A 16617-nucleotide genomic window follows, 5' to 3' on the forward strand; every position below is an offset into this window, starting at 1 on the left:
CCGGGCGCAGGTGGCACGCGACGACGCGATCGCGGCCGGACTCGGCCGCACCGCTCAACGCGTGCCGGCCAGCAGCGGCTGCAGCCGCGGTTCCAGTTCGCGCCGGCGCCAGCCCGCCAGCGGCTGTGGCCATTGCGCGCTTTCCAGCAGCGCTTCCAGGTGCTTGCGCGAGGCCAGCAGGCCATCGGGCAGGCCGAGTTCGGCGCTGCGTGCGGCCACCGCGTCCTGCAGCCGCTTCAGCGCCGCCTTGTTGTCGTCGCTGGCGGCCAGCGCCTGCGGCGCGTCGGCCTCGTCGGCCAGCGGCGTGGTCAGCGCCTGCCACAGCGCATCGCTGAGCTTGCGCGGCGCCTTGGGGTGCTTGTCGAACAGGGCCAGCAGGGCCGGCGGGTCCTGCGGCGGGAACCGCGCCAGGGTGGCGGCCAGTTCGTTGTCCAGGATCCAGCTGCGCGGCTTGTCGCTGTGCCGGGCCTGCGCGTCGCGCCAGCGCAACAGGCGCAGCAGGCGCAGCTGCGCGGGGCGGTCCATGAATTGCGCCGCGCGCATGCCCAGGTGCGGCCAGCGCTCGCCGTCGTCGTGCTCGACGGTGCCGAGCAGGCGTTCGCCGTCCTCGCGCAGCCAGTCGCTGCGCTCCAGGGTCTGCAAGCGCGCCTGCAGCGCGTCGTGCAGCGCGAACAGATGACGCACGTCGTCGGCGGCGTACTCCAACTGCGCCGGCGACAGCGGGCGGCGCAGCCAGTCCGAGCGGGTTTCGCCCTTGGCCAGGTGCACGCCGGTGATTTCCAGTACCAGCTTCTGGTAGCCCATGCCGGCGCCGAGGCCGGCCAGGCCGGCGGCGATCTGGGTGTCGAACAGGGGCCGCGGCAGGGTGCCGCAGGCGCACTTGAAGGCGACCAGGTCTTCGCTGGCGCTGTGCATGATCTTGAGGATGTCCGGGTCGCTCAGCCACGGCGCCAGCGCCTGCGGCATGCCCGGGATCAGCGGGTCGATCAGCAGGATTTCGTCGCCTACCGCCATCTGCACCAGCGCCAGTTGCGGCCAGTAGGTCCGCTCGCGGACGAATTCGGTATCCAGGCCGATGCGGGCCGGCCGCTGCGCCAGCAGTTCGCTCAGCTCGGCGGGTTGCTTGATCCAATAAGGCACGTGATTTCCGTTGACTGCAGGGTTTGCTCAGGCAGGCGAGAATAGCCTAACGTCGCTCCGCCGGCCGCACGGCGCGCCGGGTGGGGCGGCGTCGCATTGGTGACACGCCCTAGGGCCATGTTCGGAGGAAAGGTGCGCAGCAGCGGCGTTGTGATGGTCTGGAGCATGCTTGCGGCAGCGCTGGTCGGCTGTGCGCGGCAGCCGCCGACGCCGGCCGCCGATCCCGCGCCTGCGCGCGCCGCGGCGACCGCACCGGCGCGGTCGCCGCCGGCCCGGCCGGTGCAGGCGCCCAGCGTGACCATCGGCGGCGAGGACGCGGCCGAGACCGTGGCACGCTGGCAGCCGCCGTTGCCGACCTTGGCCCGCAGCGGCCTGCCGCAGGCGCGACGCGAGGCGGCGCGCGCGCTGGCCGAGGACCGCCTGTTCGAGGACGCGCAGTCGGCGATTCCGCTGTACCTGGCGATCCGCAGCCTGGCACCCAACGATCGCATCGCCCAGGACGGCCTGCGCAAGGCGCGGCGGCGGCTGCTGCAGCTCGGCGCGCAGGCGCTGCGCGACCCGGATCTTTCCGAGCACACCCTCGAGCAGGCCGCACGCATCGCGATGGTGGCGCTGTGGCTGGATGCCGAGGACCCGGCGGTGCGGCGCCTGCAGCAGCGGGTGGAGACCGCATCGCGAGTGCTGGCCTACAACCGCGCCGGCGAGGACGACCTGCGCGGTGGCCGGCTGGGCGAGGACGGCAACGGCGCCCTGGCCAATTTCCGCGAGGCGCTGCTGCTGGATGCCGACGATGACCGCGCGCGGCAGGGCGTGGCGGCGGTGGAGAGCGCGCTGATCCGCCGCGCCGAGGCGGCTGCGGCGGCCTCGGACTTCGCCGCCGCCGGCAGCTGGCTGGCGCGCGCGGCGCGGGTGCGCGAGGACGCGGCCACGGTGCGCGACGCGCGTGTGCGCGTGGAGCAGGTGCGGGTGGCACGCATCGCCGCCTTGCGCGATGCCGGCCTGCGCGATCTGGCCACGCCGGCCGGATTGAAGTCGGCGCGCGAACGCCTGGGCGACGTGCTGCGCATCGCCGATCCCGGCGATCCGGTGGCGGCGATGCTGCGCGAACGCATCGACCTGGCTACCCACTACGGCAGTTTCCGCCCCGGCCAGGTGTTCACCGACGGCATGCGCGACGGCGGGCGCGGCCCGCAGATGATCGTGGTGCCGCACGGCGGCTTCCGCATGGGCGCGGCCGAGAGCGAACCCGGCGCCTCGCCGGCGGAGATGCCGCAGCACTACGTGCGCTTCGACCGCGGCTTCGCGATGTCGATCACCGAGGTCACCGTGGCCGAGTTCCGCCGTTTCGTGGAGGCCACCAATGCGCGTCCGCGCGCCACCCGGCGTGGCCATTCCACCGTCTACGACGAACGCAGCGGCAACTTCGTGCGCCGCAACGGCGTGGACTGGCAGTCCGATTACCAGGGCGCGCGCGCGGCGCCGAACAGCCCGGTGATGCACGTCAGCGTACGCGACGCCGAGGCCTATGCGGCCTGGCTGTCGCAGCAGACCGGGCGGCACTACCGGTTGCCCAGCGAGGCCGAGTTCGAATACGCCCTGCGCGCCGGCAGCCGCGGCCGCTACCCCTGGGGCAACGCCGGCACGCCGCCGCGCGGCAGCGGCAACTTCACCGGTGGCGGCGACGTCTCGCCCAGCGGTCGGCACTGGCGCAACGCCTTCGTCGGCTACACCGACGGATTCTGGGGCCCGGCCCCGGTCGCCAGTTTTTCCGCCAACGCCTGGGGCCTGCACGACATGGCCGGCAACCTCAGCGAGTGGGTCGCCGACTGCTGGCATGCCAGCTACCGCCGCGCGCCGGCCGATGGCGCGGCCTGGTACAACCCGGGCTGCCGCTCGCGGGTGGTGCGCGGCGGCAACTGGGCCAATGCGCCGGAGCAGACCCGTGCGGCCTGGCGGCTGATGCAGGATTCGGACAGCACCAGCGCCCGCATCGGGTTCCGCCTGGTGCGCGGCATTTGACGCGGCCTGGTCGGCGCCGGTTCTACATTGCGTCACCAATCAGCGAGGGGAGCGGGATGAACGAGGTCTTCGGCCGCCAGGGCGGCGAACCGGGCGGCGGCCGCCGTGGGCCGCTGGGCGGGGTGCGTTGGCTGGTGCTGCTCGGCTTCGCGGTCTATGCCGGGTACTACTGGTTCTCCAACCGCAGCGAGGATCCCTATACCGGCGAGCAGGTGCTGATCGACCGCTCGTTGAACGTGGAGGACGAAAAGGCGCTGGGCCTGCAGGCCTACCGCGAGATCCTGGCGCAGGAACGGCCGCTGGACCCGCAGGCGCCGCAGGCGCAGCAGGTGCGCGCGATCGCGCAGCGGCTGATCGCCAAGGTCGACGTGGTCGAGGACGCGCTGGCCGCCGAACACGGCATGCAGGCGCGGCACGACGCGCGCAGCTTCGACTGGGACGTCAACGTGATTCCGTCCGAGCAGGCCAACGCGTTCTGCCTGCCCGGCGGCAAGATGGCGGTCTACACCGGCCTGTTCCCGGTCGCCGGCAATGCCGACGCGATGGCGGTGGTGATGGGGCACGAGATTGCCCACGCGCTGCTGCGGCATGGCGCGCAGCGCATGGCCCAGCAGAAGCTGACCCAGATCGGGCAGATGGCCGGCGCGGCCGGCGGCCTGGATCCGCAACAGCAGCAGATGGCGATGGCGGCGATGGGCTACGGCTACCTGCTGCCGTATGCGCGCAGCCACGAGACCCAGGCCGACGAGGTGGGTCTGATGCTGGCCGCCGCGGCCTGTTTCGACCCGCGCGAGGCGGTGCCGCTGTGGCAGCGGATGAGCGCCAGCAGCGGCGGCCAGGCGCCGCCGGAGTTCGCCTCCACCCATCCCAATCCGGGCACCCGCATCCAGAACCTGCAGGCGCTGATGCCCAAGGCGCTGGAGTACCGGCAGCGCTTCTGCGAATCGGCGCGCGGCACCGCGCAGTGACGGCGCGCGCCTGCCGGCGCGTGGCTGCCTTGTCGCTGAACGCCGCGCGCGGCTCCACGCGCGCGTGCACGGCGGCGGGCGCATGATGCGCTCCACACTATCAGGAGCATTGCCATGAAACGCCTGCTGCTGTCCTCTCTCCTCGCCACCGCGGTGCTGGCCGGCTGCGCCACCAATCGGCTCAGCGACGACGAGCGCCTGACCCTGTACCGCGCCCACGCCGGCGCGCCGGTGCGCGACTTCCAGTACTTCAACCAGCTCAGCGGCTGGACCGCGCTCGGCGACAGCGCGCTGGCGGTGTGGACGCGTCCCAACCAGGCCTACCTGCTGGAATTCGCCGGCCCCTGCCAGGACCTGGATTTCGCCCCCAGCATCGCCATCACCCATTTCGGCAGCCAGGTCTCGGCGAAGTTCGACGACGTGCTGGTGCTCGGCGGCGGCCCCGGCGCGATTCGCCTGCCGTGCCGCATCGACAGCATCCGCCCGCTCGACGTCAAGGCGCTGCGCAGCTCGGAGAAGGAACTGCGCGAGGCCAAGGTACAGGAGCGGGCGCAGCAGGTGCCTGGGAGCTGAGGCAGTACCGGGATTGGGGATTCGGGATTCGCGAGGCGGCGGCTGGGCGAGTGCGATGTTGCACCGCCTCTCCCTGACGTTTCAGCGTGTAGCCGGTTGCGTTAGGTGCGCTGCAATGCAGCGTGCGGCAAGCCCTAATAGCCCAGTGCGCACGCGTAGGAGCGGCTTCAGCCGCGACGGCTTTCCACGGGAAGCCTCGTCGCGGCTGAAGCCGCTCCTACGCGATGGCGTGATGCGTGACGAAGCGCGTGATTGGCGGTGTCCACGCGACGGTGTGTGCGCGTGAGGCCACGCCGCGGCGCCGCTCAGGGCGCCTGGTCGGGCGCCACGTAGCCTTCGGGCTTGTCGGCGCCGCCCTGGAACAGGAACTTCTCCAGTTCCGTTTCCAGGAACGCGCGGTGCTTGGGGTCGCGCGGCGACAACCGGTTCTCGTTGATCAGCATGGTCTGGTGCGCCAGCCACGCCTGCCAGCCGGCCTTGCCGATGTGCGCGAACACGCGCTTGCCGAGCTCGCCGGGATACGGCACGTAATCGAGCCCTTCGGCGTCGCGTTGCTGGTACTGGCAGAAGACGGTGCGGGACATGGCAATTCCTGGCGATGCGCGCGACGCCGCGCGCGTGCGCGCTAGAGGCCGTCGAGCAGTTTGCGGATCGGTGCGGGCAGGCCCAGCGTCGACAGGTCGGCGCGCGCCACCCAGCGCAGATCGTCATTGTCGCCCAGCGCATCGCCCATGGCGACCTTGCGCAGGCGCAGCGGCTGCAGATGCAGGCGGTAATGGCTGAAGGTGTGCACGATCGGTGGCAGCGTCTCGGCATCCTCGTAGTCGCGCCCGCGCATCCAGCGCGCGTACCAGGCGCGCAGTTCGCTGTCGGTGTCGGCCTGCGGCAAGGTCCACAGCGAGGCCCAGATGCCGGTCGGCGGACGCCGCTGCAGCAGCAACTCGCCGGCGGCGTTCTCCAGCAACAGCGCCAGTGCTTCGCGCTCGGGCAAGGTCTTGCCCGGCTTGGGCGTGGGCAGCGCCTCGACCAGGCCGTCGCGGCGCGCCACGCAGTCGTCCTGCAACGGGCACAGCACGCAGGCCGGGTTGGCGCGGGTGCACAGGGTGGCGCCGAAATCCATCTGCGCCTGGGTGTAGTCGGCCATGCGTCCGTCGGGCACCGCGGCCACATGGTCTTGCGCGAGCGCCCACAGCGGCTTTTCCACCGCCGGCAGGCCGGGGTAGCCGGCGATGCCGTGATAGCGGGTCAGCACGCGTTTGACGTTGCCGTCGAGGATCGGGAAGCGGTCGTTCCAGGCCTGGCTGAGGATCGCGCCGGCGGTGCTGCGGCCGATGCCGGGCAGTGCATGCAGGGCATCGAAATCGCGTGGCAACTCGCCGCCGTGCAATTCCACGCAGCGCTTGGCGGCGGCATGCAGGTTGCGCGCGCGGGCGTAGTAGCCCAGCCCGGCCCATTGCGCCATGACCGCGTCGTTGTCGGCGGCGGCCAGGTCGGGCAGGGTCGGGAAGTGCTGCAGGAAGCGCAGGAAGTAGGGGATGACCACCGCCACCTGGGTCTGCTGCAGCATGATTTCCGACAGCCACACCCGGTACGGACTGCGCGGATGCTGCCAGGGCAGGTCGTGGCGCCCGTGGCGGTCGAACCAGGCGAGCAGGCGGGCGGGGAAGGTCTCGGAGGGCTGGCGCATGCTGGCTTCAGTGTCCTTCTCGCCTGAGAAGGAGCGGGAGGGGGAGCGGATGAGCGGCTCTGCTGTTCCTTCTCCCGCCGGGAGAAGGTGCCCCGCAGGGGCGGATGAGGGTGCGGGCGAAGCCTGGTGCGGTTGGAGTACCGCCAGTGCCGGCCTGGCGAGCTCCGCCGCACCCTCACCCCAACCCCTCTCCCGGAGGAGAGGGGCTTAGGCGTTACGCACCCAGGGCGTCCGGCAGCAACGCGTCGACGAAGGCCTCGGCGTCGAACACGCGCAGGTCCTCGGGGCGCTCGCCGATGCCGGCGAAGCGGATCGGGATGCCGAACTCGCGGGCCAGGGCGAACACCACGCCGCCCTTGGCAGTGCCGTCGAGCTTGGTCACCACCAGGCCGGTGACGCCGACCGCGGCGTGGAACTGGCGCAACTGCGACAGCGCGTTCTGGCCGGTGGTGCCGTCGATGACCATCAGCACCTCGTGCGGGGCGCTGGCGTCGAGCTTGCCGAGCACGCGGCGGATCTTGCCCAGTTCGTTCATCAGCCCGGTCTGGGTGTGCAGGCGGCCGGCGGTGTCGGCGATCAACACCTCGGTGCCGCGCGCCTTGCCGGCCTGCAGCGCATCGAACGCCACCGAGGCAGCGTCGGCGTTCTGGCCCTGCGCGATCACGCTCACCCCGTTGCGCTCGCCCCAGGCCTGCAACTGCGCCACCGCCGCGGCGCGGAAGGTGTCGCCGGCGGCCAGCATCAGGCTGTGGCCCTCGTCCTTGAAGCGCTTGGCCAGCTTGCCGATGGTGGTGGTCTTGCCGACGCCGTTGACGCCGACGGTCAACACCACGAAGGGCTTGGCGTTGCGGTCGATCTGCAGCGGCCTGGCGACCGGCCGCAGGATCGCCAGCAGGTCGGCGCGCAGCGCCTGCTGCAGCGCCCTGGCGTCGACGAACTCGCGCGCCTTCATGCGCTTGCGCAGGTTCTCGATCAGCGCGGTGGTGGCGGGAATGCCGACGTCGGCGGTGATCAGCGCGGTCTCGATCTCGTCGAGCAGGTCGTCGTCGAGCTTGGGGTTGCGCGAGAACAGGCTGCCGACGCTGCGCGCGAAGCTGCTGTTGCGCAGTCGCTCGCGCCAGCCGGGCTTGCCGGCCGGCGCGGCGGGCAGGGCGTCGCTGCGCACCAGGTCGGCGTCGGCGGCGGGCACGGACGCGGCGACAGGCGACGGCGCGGGTACCGCGGCGGAAGGCTGGGCGGGAACGGGTGTCGGCTGCGGCACGCTCGGCGCCGGCGCGGCGGCCGGCGTCGGCACATAGGCCTGCGGTGGCGGCGTGGGCGCTGCGGGCGGCAGCGGCGTCGGTTGTGGCTGCGGCACAGCGACCGGGGCCGGCGCCTGCACGGGGTGTTCGGCGACCGGCGCGGGCGTCGGCTCCGGGGCAGCGGCGGGGACGGGAGCGGCAGGCGCAGCCTCAGCGGCAGGCGGCGCCGACGGCGCAGGCGCCGCGGGTTCGGCGCTTGCCGGCTTGGGGAAGGCGGCGGCCAGTTCCTCGATGCTGTAACGCTGCGTGCGGCTCTCGCCGGCGTTGTCCTGGGGCTTGTTGCGGCGGAATAGGCTGACCATGGATGACGCGTGGACCGGAAACGAAGAATGCTACCACTTGCGACCTGAGCGGCCGGTGCAGAGGAGGGCAGGCTTGGATGGTTGGCGGGTGGGATTTGTGCGTCGTGAACGCGTGTATAGGCGCGGTTTTTATGCCTTTGATGGATCAAGCGCGACTGGGGCATTCCCGGTGAAGCCAAGCTCCCAGGGGCAAGCGCGGATGTGTCATGGTATTTCGATGCAATGGCTACGCCGGACCCTCACCCCAACCCCTCTCCCAGGGGGAGAGGGGCTCTGCATTCGTAGCACCGCGATCTCCACGCCCGCATTCAGCAAAACCGAATCCCCAATCCCGAATCCCCAATCCCGGCCTTTCACAGCTTGCCCTTCATCGACCGGTAGTCGCGCGGGGTCATGCCCACGGTGGCCTTGAACTGGCGGGCAAAGGCGCTCTGGTCGGCGAAGCCGCACAGTTGGCCGATGCTGGCGATGCTGTCGTCGCCGTGCAGCAGGCGCATCGCCGCTTCGATGCGCATCTTGGTCAGCAGTTGCTGCGGGGTCAGCTGGAACACGCGGCGGAAGTGCCGCTCCAGTTGCGCCACCGACAGCTCGGCCAGGTCGGCCAGGGTCTGCACGCGCAGATTGTCGCCGTAGTGCGCCTGCATGTGCTCCATGGCGCGGCTGATGCGCTCGTAGGCGGAGTGGCGGCTGTCCGGCTGGCCCAGGTCGCGGGAGATGCCGACCACGCCGATCACGTCCTCGCCCTCGCACAGCGGGCGCTTGAAGGTCAGGCACCAGCCCGGGGTGCGGTTCGGGAACAGGTGCACTTCCAGTTGGTTCTCGATCACCTCGCCGCACAGCACGCGGCGGTCCTGCATCAGGTAGCTGCCGCCCAGCGGCAGCGGGAACACGTCCGCGGCGGACTTGCCGATCAGGTCGGCGCGGTACTTCTTGCCCAACCGCCGCACCAGGGTCAGGTTGACGTGGGTGTAGCGGCCGTCGCGGTCCTTCACGAAGAACACCACGTCCGGCAAGGCGTCGAACAGCGTCTGCAGTTCCAGTGCCGAAATGAGAGTGTCCATGGCGTTCACCTGCGGGAGTGGGCGGCGGTGCGGGCGCGCCGCCGCGCGTCCCCTGAATGCCGATGCTAGCCTAAGTCGACGCCGCCGGGCGTCGCCGGGTTGTGCGAATTTCCGCATTTGCGACAGGCAAACGCTGCTAGCCGGCGGCGGTGCCGAATGTGAGCATGGCGCCATGCATACACTCGATGTCATCGACTCGCACAGCGCCGGCGAACCGACCCGTGTCGTCGTCTCCGGCTTCCCTGATCTGGGAACTGGTTCCCTGGCCGAGCGCCGCGAACTGTTCCGCACGCGCTTCGACCGCTGGCGCAGCGCTATCGCCTGCGAGCCGCGCGGCTCGGACACCATGGTCGGCGCGCTGCTGCTGCCGCCGGTGGCCGCCGATGCCTGTGCGGCGGTGATCTTCTTCAACAACGTCGGCCATCTGGGCATGTGCGGCCACGGCACCATCGGGCTGGTGCGCACGCTGGCCGAACTGGGCCGGCTGAGCGCGGGCACGCACCGCATCGAGACGCCGGTGGGCACGGTCGGCGTGGAGCTGCATGCCGACGGCCGCGTCTCGGTCGACAACGTCGAGAGCTACCGCCATGCCACCGGCATCGAAGTGCAGGTGCCCGAGTACGGGCGCGTGCGCGGCGACGTGGCCTGGGGCGGCAACTGGTTCTTCATCACCGAACAGACGCCATGCGCGCTGGAGCTGCGCCACCAGCGCGCGCTGACTACCTACACCGAGGCGGTGCGGCTGGCGCTGGAGGCGGCGGGCATCCGCGGCGCCGACGGCGGCGAGATCGACCACATCGAGATCAACGGGCCGGCGCCGGACGCCAGCGCCGATGCGCGCAACTTCGTGCTGTGCCCGGGCCTGGCCTACGACCGTTCGCCCTGCGGCACCGGCACCAGCGCCAAGCTGGCGTGCCTGGCCGCCGACGGCAAGCTGGCGCCGGGCCAGGTGTGGCGCCAGCAGGGCATCCTCGGCAGCATGTTCGAAGGCCGCTATGCGGCCGGCACCCGCGGCGTGATGCCGCGCATCACCGGGCAGGCCTTCATCACCGCGCGCGCGCATCTGCTGATCGATCCGCAGGATCCGTTCGCCTGGGGCATCGGCGCCGCATGAGCGGTTTCGACCTGATCGTCGTCGGCGCCGGCATCGTCGGTGCGGCCTGCGCCGATGCGGCGGCGGCCGCCGGCCTGCGCGTGGCGATCGTCGAGTCGGGCAGTATCGGCGGCGGCAGCACTGCCGCGGCGATGGGGCACCTGGTGGCGATGGACGACGATTCGGCGGAACTGGCGCTGTCGGCATATTCGCTGCGCCTGTGGGAAGAATTCGCGCCGCTGCCGGAGGCCGAGTTCAGCCGCTGCGGCACGCTGTGGGTGGCGCGCGAGGCACGCGAACTGGAGGCGATCCCGGCCAAGATCCAGCGCCTGGCCGCGGCCGGCGTGCACGCCGAAGCGCTCGATGCGCAGCGGCTGTATCAACTGGAACCCGCGCTGGTCCCCGGCCTGGCCGGCGGCATGCGCGTGGCTGCCGAGGCGGTGGTGTACCCGCCGCGGATGGCGCGCTACCTGGTCGAGCGCGCCTGCGCCGCCGGCGCGCAGCTGTACGCCGGCCGCCGCGCCACCGCGCTGGCCGATGCCGGCGTGCGCCTGGACGACGGCAGCGCGCTGCATGGCCCGGTGCTGGTCGCCACCGGCTGCGCCCTGCCGGAACTGCTGCCGGAACTGCCGATGCGCGCACGCAAGGGCCAGTTGGTGATCACCGACCGTTATCCGGGCTTCGTCGCCCATCAATTGCTGGAACTGGGCTATGCCGACAGCGCCCACGGCAGCGACGGCAGCAGCGTGGCGTTCAACGTGCAGCCGCGGCCGACCGGGCAGATCCTGATCGGCTCCTCGCGCGAATTCGATGCCACCGACCGCACGGTATCGATGCCGATGCTGCAGCGGATGCTGGAGCGTGCCTTCGCGTTCCTGCCGGGGCTGCGGCAACTGCAGGCGATCCGGGTGTGGACCGGCTTGCGTCCGGCCACGCCGGACGGGCGTCCGTATCTGGGCGCGGTGCCGGAGCGACGCGACGTGTGGGTCGCGGCCGGCCACGAGGGCCTGGGCGTGACCACCGCGCTGGGCAGTGCGCGCCTGCTGCTGGACCAACTGCTGCAGCGGCCGGCGGCCATCGACCCGGCGCCGTACGCGCCGGCGCGGGCGCTGGCATGAGCGCGCGGATGCTGCGCCTGCAGGTCGACGGCCGCGACGTCGAAGTGCTCGACGGCAGCAGCGTGGCCGCAGCGGTGGCGCAGGTGGCCCCGCATTTCCGCCGCTCGCGCAGCGGCCAGCCGCGCGCGCCGCTGTGCGGCATGGGCGTGTGCGCCGAGTGCCGGGTGCGCATCGACCGCGTCGGCCAGTTGCGCGCCTGCATCACCCCGGCGCGCGACGGCATGCAGGTGTGGACCGATGGCTGAGTCGGCGGCCCATTACGAGGTCCTGGTGATCGGCGCCGGCCCGGCCGGGCTGGCGGCGGCGCTGGCGGCGGCCGGGTATGGCCGCCGCGTCGGCCTGGTCGATCTGCAGGCGCGTGCCGGCGGCCAGATCTGGCGCCATGACGTGGCGCAGCCGCCGCCGCGCCTGGCCGCGCGCGCGCTGGCGCAACTGGCGGCCAGTGCGGTGACCTTCCTGCCGCAGACCCAGGTGTTGCTGGCGCAGGACCGGCGGCTGCTCACCGACGGTCCCGCTGGCCCGCGCTGGCTGGGCTACGACGCGCTGGTGCTGGCCACCGGCGCGCGTGAATTGCTGTTGCCGTTCCCGGGCTGGACCCTGCCGGGGGTGACCGGCGCCGGCGGCGCGCAGGCGCTGGCCAAGCAGGGCTGGCCGCTGGCCGGGCGGCGTGTGCTGGTCGCCGGCAGCGGGCCGCTGCTGCTGGCCTCGGCGGCGACGCTGCAGCGCCACGGCGCGCAGGTGCTGGGCATCGTCGAACAGGCGCCGTGGCGCGCGCTGGCCGCGTTCGCCGTGCAGTTGCCGCTGCGCTGGCCGGACAAGGCGCTGCAGGCGCTGGCGCTGCGCACGCAACTGGCCGGGGTCGGCTACCACGCTGGCAGCGTGGTGCTGGCCGCGTACGGCGACGGCCGCGTGCAGGAGGTGGAGATCGACGGCCCGCGCGGCCGCCGCCGTCTCGCCTGCGATCAATTGTCCGTGGGCTACGGCCTGGTGCCGAACGTGGAACTGGCGCAATTGCTGGGCTGCCGCCTGGGCCGCAGCGGCGCGCATCCGTGCGTGGCGGTGGATGCGCAACTGCGCACCAGCATCGATGGCGTGTATGCCGCCGGCGAGGCGCTGGGCATCGGCGGGCGCGATTGCGCGCGGGTGGAAGGCGCCATCGCCGGCCACCTGGCTGCCGGACAGGACGCCGATGCGCAGGCGCTGCAGCCGCAGCGGCGGCGCGCGCGCGCTTTCGCCGCGCTGCTGCAGCGGCAGTTCGCGCTGGACCCCCGCATCCATGCGCTGGCCGCGCCGGACACGCTGGTGTGCCGCTGCGAGGACGTACCGCTGGCGGCGCTGCAAGGCCATGCCGACCTGCGCGACGCCAAGCTTGCCTCGCGCTGCGGCATGGGCGCGTGCCAGGGCCGCATCTGCGGCAGCGCGCTCACCGAACTGGTTCTGGCCGCGCGTCCCGCCGATTTCTCCGACGACGGCCGCCGGCCGCCGCTGTTCCCGGCGCGTCTGGACGCGCTGGCCCATCCCTGTCCGGACCCGGGTCCGGACGCCGCTTGCGCCGCGCCTTCGCGCGCGGCATCCCTTCGCAACTCTCCACAAGGTGTACTTCCATGAGCAAGGCTTCCTTCTGGTACGGCGTGCTGCCGGCCATCACCACCCCGTTCAACGCCGACGGCAGCATCGACCACGCGTTCCTGGCCAAGCATGCGCAGCTCATGGTCGACGCCGGCTGCACCGCGATCGTGCCGCTGGGTTCGCTGGGCGAGGCGGCCACGCTGAGCTTCGACGACAAGCTGGCGATCCTGAAGACCCTGGTGCAGGCGGTCGACGGCCGCATCCCGGTGGTGCCGGGCATCGCCGCGCTGTCCACCGACGAAGCGGTGCGGCTGGTGCAGGCGGCCAAGCAGGTCGGCTGCGGCGGTGCGATGGTGCTGCCGCCGTACGTGTACTCCACCGACTGGCGCGAGATGGGCGCGCACGTGCGCGCGGTGATCGCCGCCACCGACCTGCCGGTGATCCTGTACAACAACCCGATCGCCTACAAGACCGATTTCAGCGCGGCGCAGATCGCCGAGCTGGCGGCCGAGTTCCCGAACCTGCAGGCGGTGAAGGAATCCTCCGGCGACGTGCGCCGCTTCGCCGCGCTGGGCGAACTGCTCGGCGACCGCCTGGTGCTGCTGGTGGGCATGGACGATGCGATCGTCGAAGGCCTGAGCATGGGCGCCAAGGGCTGGATCGCCGGCCTGGTCAACGCCTACCCGAAGGAGTCGGTGGAGCTGTTCGAGCTGGCCCGCGACGGTGGCTACCCGGCGGCCAAGGCGCTGTACGACTGGTTCCTGCCGCTGCTGCGCCTGGACACCGTGCCCAAGTTCGTGCAGTTGATCAAGCTGGTGCAGGCGAAGGTCGGCCTGGGCAGCGAGCGCGTGCGCGCGCCGCGGCTGGTGCTGGAAGGCGCCGAGCGCGAAGCCGCCTTGAAGGTGATCGACCACGCCATCGCCACCCATCCCGGGCACTGAGATGAGCATGCAACCGCTGTTGCTGGCCGGCCACTGGCAGGCCTCGCTGGAGGAGCGCGGCAGCTTCCGCGCCGAGGACCCGCGCGACGGGAGCGAGTTCGGTCCGTCGTTCCCGGTCAGCGGCGCCGCCGACCTGGAAGCGGCACTGAGCGCGGCGGCGCTGAGCGCCGATGCGCTGGCCGCGGCCGCGCCGGAACGCATCGCCGCGTTCCTGGACGCGTACGCGGATGCGATCGATGCCGACGTCGAGCAACTGGTGGCGCTGGCGCATGCCGAGACCGGCCTGCCGATGGAGCCGCGCCTGGCCAAGGTGGAACTGCCGCGCGCCAGCGGGCAGTTGCGCCAGGCCGCGCAGGCGGCACGCAGCCACAGCTGGACGCAGCCGGTGATCGACACCGCGGCCGGCCTGCGCGCGCAGCTGGGGCCGCTGCACAAGCCGGTGCTGGTGTTCGGGCCGAACAACTTCCCGTTTGCGTTCAACGCGGTGGCCGGCAGCGATTTCGCCTCGGCCATCGTCGCGCGCAATCCGGTGATCGCCAAGGCGCATCCCTCGCATCCGGCCACCAGCCAGCGTCTGGCGCAACTCGCGCATCAGGCGCTGCTGGCCCATGACCTGCCGGCGGCGACGGTGCAGTTGCTGTACCACTTCGACAGCACGCTGGGCCTGGAACTGGCCGGCGATCCGCGGCTGGGCGCGATCGGCTTCACCGGCAGCCGTGCCGGCGGGCTGGCGCTGAAGGCCGCCGCCGACCGTGCCGGGGTGCCGGCCTATGTCGAGCTGTCCAGCGTCAATCCGGTGTTCCTGCTGCCGGGCGCGCTGGCCGAACGCGGCGCGGCGCTGGCGCAGGAGTTCTTCGCCTCCTGCACCATGGGCAGCGGCCAGTTCTGCACCAACCCGGGCATCGTGGTGGTGCCGGAGGGCGAGGCCGGCGATGCCTTCGTCGCCGCGGCCACCGCGCATTTCGCTGCGGCGGCGCCTTCGCTGCTGTTCTCGCGCGGCGTGCTGGAGCATCTGCAGCGCAGCGTGGGCACGCTGCGCGATGCCGGTGCCACGGTGCTGGCCGGCGGCGAGGCCGACGCCGGCCCCGGCTATCGGCATGCGCCGACCCTGCTGGAAGTGTCGGCCGAGGCGTTCCTGCGACAGCCCGAGGCGTTGCAGACCGAAGCGTTCGGCCCGGTCAGCCTGATCGTGCGCGGCGGTGGCATGGGCCAGTTGACCGCCCTGGCGCGCAGCTTCGAGGGCAATCTCACCGGCACGCTCTATCGCGCTGCCGACGGCAGCGACGATCTGGACTTCGCCGCGCTGGCCGCGGCGTTGCGCCCGCGGGTCGGCCGCCTGATCTGCAACAAGATGCCGACCGGCGTGGCGGTGAGCCCGGCGATGAACCATGGCGGCCCGTATCCGAGCACCGGCCATCCGGGCTTCACTGCCGTGGGCATGCCCGCGGCGATCCGCCGCTTCGCCGCGCTGCACAGTTACGACGGCGTGCCCGACGCGCTGCTGCCGCCGTTGCTGCGCGATCGCAATCCCGGCGGCGTGCAGCGGCTGATCGACGGCTGCTGGAGTACCGCCGACGTGGAGCGCAGCGCATGAGCGAGCAGGCCCAGATCGGTGGGTTGACCCTGGAGCAGGCGCAGGCACAGTTGGCGCCATGGCCGCAGCGGGCGCCCGCGATCCAGGAGCAGGAGTACCGGCAACGCCTGGCCAACGCGCGCGCGCTGATGCGCGCGCACGGCGCCGACGCGTTGCTGATCGGCGCCGGCGCTTCGCTGCGCTACTTCACCGGCGTGCCGTGGGGCGCCAGCGAGCGCCTGGTGGCGATGCTGCTCACCGCCGAAGGCGATCCGCTGCTGATCTGCCCGGCGTTCGAGGAAGGCTCGCTGGACGCGGTGCTGTGCCTGCCGGTGCGCAAGCGCCTGTGGCAGGAACACGAGGATCCGCACGCGCTGGTCGCCGAGGCCTTGCTGGAACTGGACGCGCAGAGCCTGGCGCTGGACCCGGGCGTGGCCTTCGCGGTGCACACCGGCTTGGCCGCGGTGCTGGGGCGGATCGCGATCCGCGATGCGGCGGCCATCGTCGACGGCTGCCGCATGCGCAAGTCGCCGGCGGAACTGGCGCTGATGCAGCAGGCCTGCGACATGACCCTGCACGTGCAGCGGCTGGCCGCCGGACTGATGCGCGACGGCATCACCACCGCGGAACTGACCCGCTTCATCGACCAGGCGCACCGTGCGCTCGGCGCCGACAACGGCTCGACCTTCTGCATCGTGCAGTTCGGCCACGCCACTGCCTATCCGCACGGCATTCCCGGCGTGCAGGCGCTGCGGCCGGGCGAACTGGTGCTGATCGATACCGGCTGCACGGTGCAGGGCTACCACTCCGACATCACCCGCACCTACATCTTCGGCGAGCCCAGCGAGAAACAGCGGCGCATCTGGCAACTGGAGCACGAGGCGCAGGCGGCGGCGTTCGCCGCGGTGCGGCCGGGCGTGGCCTGCGCGGTGGTGGACGAGGCCGCACGCAAGGTGCTGCAGCGTGCCGGGCTCGGCCCGGACTACCAGTTGCCGGGGCTGCCGCACCGCACCGGCCACGGTTGCGGCATGAGCATCCACGAGGCGCCGTACCTGGTGCGCGGCAACGCGCTGGCGCTGGCCCCGGGCATGTGCTGTAGCAACGAGCCGATGATCGTGGTGCCGGGCGAATTCGGCGTGCGCCTGGAGGATCATTTCTACGTCACCGACGACGGCGCGCAGTGGTTCACGCCGCCGTCGCCGGCGATCGACCGGCCGTTCGCCTGATGCGGGCGACGGCCGCCGCGGCACGCTGCACGGCCGCACCCGCGCC

The 16617-nt window shown here is 72.1% G+C and carries 15 protein-coding genes; 10 read left to right on the forward strand and 5 right to left on the reverse strand.

The window, feature by feature from the left end:
- Nucleotides 1-54: 54 nt before the first annotated feature.
- On the reverse strand, nt 55-1140 hold the full coding sequence (gene rnd, locus Q7W82_RS10090; RefSeq protein ID WP_242156731.1) for a ribonuclease D: 1086 nt from the start codon (nt 1138-1140) through the stop codon (nt 55-57).
- Between the two features lie 117 nt (nt 1141-1257).
- Between rnd and Q7W82_RS10095 the strand changes: the two genes are divergently transcribed.
- The 3 genes from Q7W82_RS10095 (at nt 1258) to Q7W82_RS10105 (ending at nt 4700) form a co-directional block, all read left to right on the forward strand.
- On the forward strand, nt 1258-3159 hold the full coding sequence (locus Q7W82_RS10095; RefSeq protein WP_242156733.1) for a formylglycine-generating enzyme family protein: 1902 nt from the start codon (nt 1258-1260) through the stop codon (nt 3157-3159).
- 56 nt (nt 3160-3215) lie between these two features.
- Nucleotides 3216-4127 carry a M48 family metallopeptidase gene (locus Q7W82_RS10100; protein ID WP_242156735.1) on the forward strand — a complete coding sequence of 304 codons (912 nt, stop codon included), beginning with the start codon at nt 3216-3218 and terminating at the stop codon, nt 4125-4127.
- A gap of 114 nt (nt 4128-4241) precedes the next feature.
- Entirely contained in the window at nt 4242-4700 is a 459-nt protein-coding gene (locus tag Q7W82_RS10105; protein ID WP_242156736.1) for a DUF6491 family protein, read from the forward strand.
- 305 nt (nt 4701-5005) lie between these two features.
- Here Q7W82_RS10105 and Q7W82_RS10110 read toward each other — a convergent pair whose 3' ends face one another.
- The 4 genes from Q7W82_RS10110 to Q7W82_RS10125 all read right to left on the reverse strand — a co-directional run bounded on the left by Q7W82_RS10110 (nt 5006) and on the right by Q7W82_RS10125 (nt 9051).
- Nucleotides 5006-5284 carry an oxidative damage protection protein gene (locus Q7W82_RS10110; protein ID WP_160947078.1) on the reverse strand — a complete coding sequence of 93 codons (279 nt, stop codon included), beginning with the start codon at nt 5282-5284 and terminating at the stop codon, nt 5006-5008.
- 41 nt (nt 5285-5325) lie between these two features.
- Entirely contained in the window at nt 5326-6387 is a 1062-nt protein-coding gene (mutY, locus tag Q7W82_RS10115; protein ID WP_242156737.1) for an A/G-specific adenine glycosylase, read from the reverse strand.
- Between the two features lie 214 nt (nt 6388-6601).
- Nucleotides 6602-7990 (reverse strand): signal recognition particle-docking protein FtsY, encoded by a 1389-nt coding sequence (gene ftsY, locus Q7W82_RS10120; RefSeq protein WP_242156738.1) that lies wholly within the window; start codon nt 7988-7990, stop codon nt 6602-6604.
- 353 nt (nt 7991-8343) lie between these two features.
- A complete protein-coding gene (locus tag Q7W82_RS10125; protein ID WP_029562152.1) occupies nt 8344-9051 on the reverse strand; it encodes an AraC family transcriptional regulator in 708 nt (235 codons plus the stop codon).
- A 172-nt stretch (nt 9052-9223) separates the two neighbouring features.
- On the opposite strand from Q7W82_RS10125, the gene Q7W82_RS10130 reads away from it, so the two are divergent.
- Genes Q7W82_RS10130 through Q7W82_RS10160 form a run of 7 tightly spaced genes read left to right on the forward strand, consistent with a single transcriptional unit; the run spans nt 9224 to nt 16571 of the window.
- Nucleotides 9224-10165: a proline racemase family protein gene (locus Q7W82_RS10130; protein ID WP_242156739.1), complete on the forward strand. Its 942-nt coding sequence runs from the start codon at nt 9224-9226 to the stop codon at nt 10163-10165.
- Complete coding sequence (locus tag Q7W82_RS10135) at nt 10162-11262, forward strand: FAD-dependent oxidoreductase (RefSeq protein WP_242156740.1); 1101 nt, start codon at nt 10162-10164, stop codon at nt 11260-11262. Before Q7W82_RS10130 ends, Q7W82_RS10135 begins: the two co-directional genes overlap by 4 nt.
- Entirely contained in the window at nt 11259-11507 is a 249-nt protein-coding gene (locus Q7W82_RS10140) for a (2Fe-2S)-binding protein (RefSeq protein ID WP_184502469.1), read from the forward strand. Before Q7W82_RS10135 ends, Q7W82_RS10140 begins: the two co-directional genes overlap by 4 nt.
- On the forward strand, nt 11500-12870 hold the full coding sequence (locus tag Q7W82_RS10145; protein WP_242156741.1) for an FAD/NAD(P)-binding oxidoreductase: 1371 nt from the start codon (nt 11500-11502) through the stop codon (nt 12868-12870). Before Q7W82_RS10140 ends, Q7W82_RS10145 begins: the two co-directional genes overlap by 8 nt.
- A complete protein-coding gene (locus Q7W82_RS10150; protein WP_242156742.1) occupies nt 12867-13772 on the forward strand; it encodes a dihydrodipicolinate synthase family protein in 906 nt (301 codons plus the stop codon). The genes Q7W82_RS10145 and Q7W82_RS10150 overlap by 4 nt, the downstream gene beginning before the upstream one ends.
- A 1-nt stretch (nt 13773) precedes the next feature.
- Entirely contained in the window at nt 13774-15366 is a 1593-nt protein-coding gene (locus tag Q7W82_RS10155; RefSeq protein ID WP_242156743.1) for an aldehyde dehydrogenase family protein, read from the forward strand.
- Nucleotides 15363-16571, forward strand: coding sequence for a Xaa-Pro peptidase family protein (locus tag Q7W82_RS10160; protein ID WP_242156744.1), 1209 nt, complete (start codon nt 15363-15365; stop codon nt 16569-16571). Before Q7W82_RS10155 ends, Q7W82_RS10160 begins: the two co-directional genes overlap by 4 nt.
- Nucleotides 16572-16617 lie beyond the last annotated feature (46 nt).

Source organism: Xanthomonas indica, from assembly GCF_040529045.1.
Taxonomy (GTDB): Bacteria; Pseudomonadota; Gammaproteobacteria; order Xanthomonadales; family Xanthomonadaceae; genus Xanthomonas_A; species Xanthomonas_A indica.

Excerpts from the sequence above, each read along its gene's own strand:
- Q7W82_RS10095 (WP_242156733.1), top strand. The coding sequence starts at position 1,258 with ATGTTCGGAGGAAAGGTGCGCAGCAGCGGCGTTGTGATGGTCTGGAGC.
- Q7W82_RS10100 (WP_242156735.1), top strand. The coding sequence starts at position 3,216 with ATGAACGAGGTCTTCGGCCGCCAGGGCGGCGAACCGGGCGGCGGCCGC.
- Q7W82_RS10105 (WP_242156736.1), top strand. The coding sequence starts at position 4,242 with ATGAAACGCCTGCTGCTGTCCTCTCTCCTCGCCACCGCGGTGCTGGCC.
- Q7W82_RS10110 (WP_160947078.1), bottom strand. The coding sequence starts at position 5,284 with ATGTCCCGCACCGTCTTCTGCCAGTACCAGCAACGCGACGCCGAAGGG.
- mutY (WP_242156737.1), bottom strand. The coding sequence starts at position 6,387 with ATGCGCCAGCCCTCCGAGACCTTCCCCGCCCGCCTGCTCGCCTGGTTC.
- ftsY (WP_242156738.1), bottom strand. The coding sequence starts at position 7,990 with ATGGTCAGCCTATTCCGCCGCAACAAGCCCCAGGACAACGCCGGCGAG.
- Q7W82_RS10125 (WP_029562152.1), bottom strand. The coding sequence starts at position 9,051 with ATGGACACTCTCATTTCGGCACTGGAACTGCAGACGCTGTTCGACGCC.
- Q7W82_RS10130 (WP_242156739.1), top strand. The coding sequence starts at position 9,224 with ATGCATACACTCGATGTCATCGACTCGCACAGCGCCGGCGAACCGACC.
- Q7W82_RS10135 (WP_242156740.1), top strand. The coding sequence starts at position 10,162 with ATGAGCGGTTTCGACCTGATCGTCGTCGGCGCCGGCATCGTCGGTGCG.
- Q7W82_RS10140 (WP_184502469.1), top strand. The coding sequence starts at position 11,259 with ATGAGCGCGCGGATGCTGCGCCTGCAGGTCGACGGCCGCGACGTCGAA.
- Q7W82_RS10145 (WP_242156741.1), top strand. The coding sequence starts at position 11,500 with ATGGCTGAGTCGGCGGCCCATTACGAGGTCCTGGTGATCGGCGCCGGC.
- Q7W82_RS10150 (WP_242156742.1), top strand. The coding sequence starts at position 12,867 with ATGAGCAAGGCTTCCTTCTGGTACGGCGTGCTGCCGGCCATCACCACC.
- Q7W82_RS10155 (WP_242156743.1), top strand. The coding sequence starts at position 13,774 with ATGAGCATGCAACCGCTGTTGCTGGCCGGCCACTGGCAGGCCTCGCTG.
- Q7W82_RS10160 (WP_242156744.1), top strand. The coding sequence starts at position 15,363 with ATGAGCGAGCAGGCCCAGATCGGTGGGTTGACCCTGGAGCAGGCGCAG.